Origin of the sequence: Massilia sp. CT11-108 (assembly GCF_047302915.1) — a bacterium.
GTDB classification, from domain to species: Bacteria; Pseudomonadota; Gammaproteobacteria; order Burkholderiales; family Burkholderiaceae_D; genus Telluria; species Telluria orientalis.
This window is the reverse complement of the sequence record NZ_JBKYMO010001845.1, coordinates 1-208: the sequence shown is the minus strand read 5'-3', so window position 1 is coordinate 208 and position 208 is coordinate 1. Positions and strand designations below refer to the sequence as shown.

The window sequence follows — 208 nt, the reverse complement described above, 5'->3', positions numbered from 1 at the left end:
TTTACATGACAAGGCAGCGCCGAAAATTCGATACCAGTCTGAAGCTGGAAGTCGTCCGTATGATTAAAGAGCAGGGCTTGAGCGTCCAGCATGTTAGCGAGAGCATGAGCATCGGCCCGAGCGCGGTACGCCGCTGGGTAAAGCAATACGAGGATGAGCAGGCGGGGCAACCAGGCATCGGCAAGCCGCTCACGCCAGAGCAGCAGCG

1 protein-coding gene is annotated in these 208 nt (G+C 58.2%); it reads left to right on the top strand.

What is annotated here, in order from left to right; genetic code table 11:
* Nucleotides 1-5 precede the first annotated feature (5 nt).
* On the top strand, nt 6-208 hold a 203-nt coding region (locus ACEN88_RS36540), incomplete at its 3' end, for a transposase (protein ID WP_413347246.1).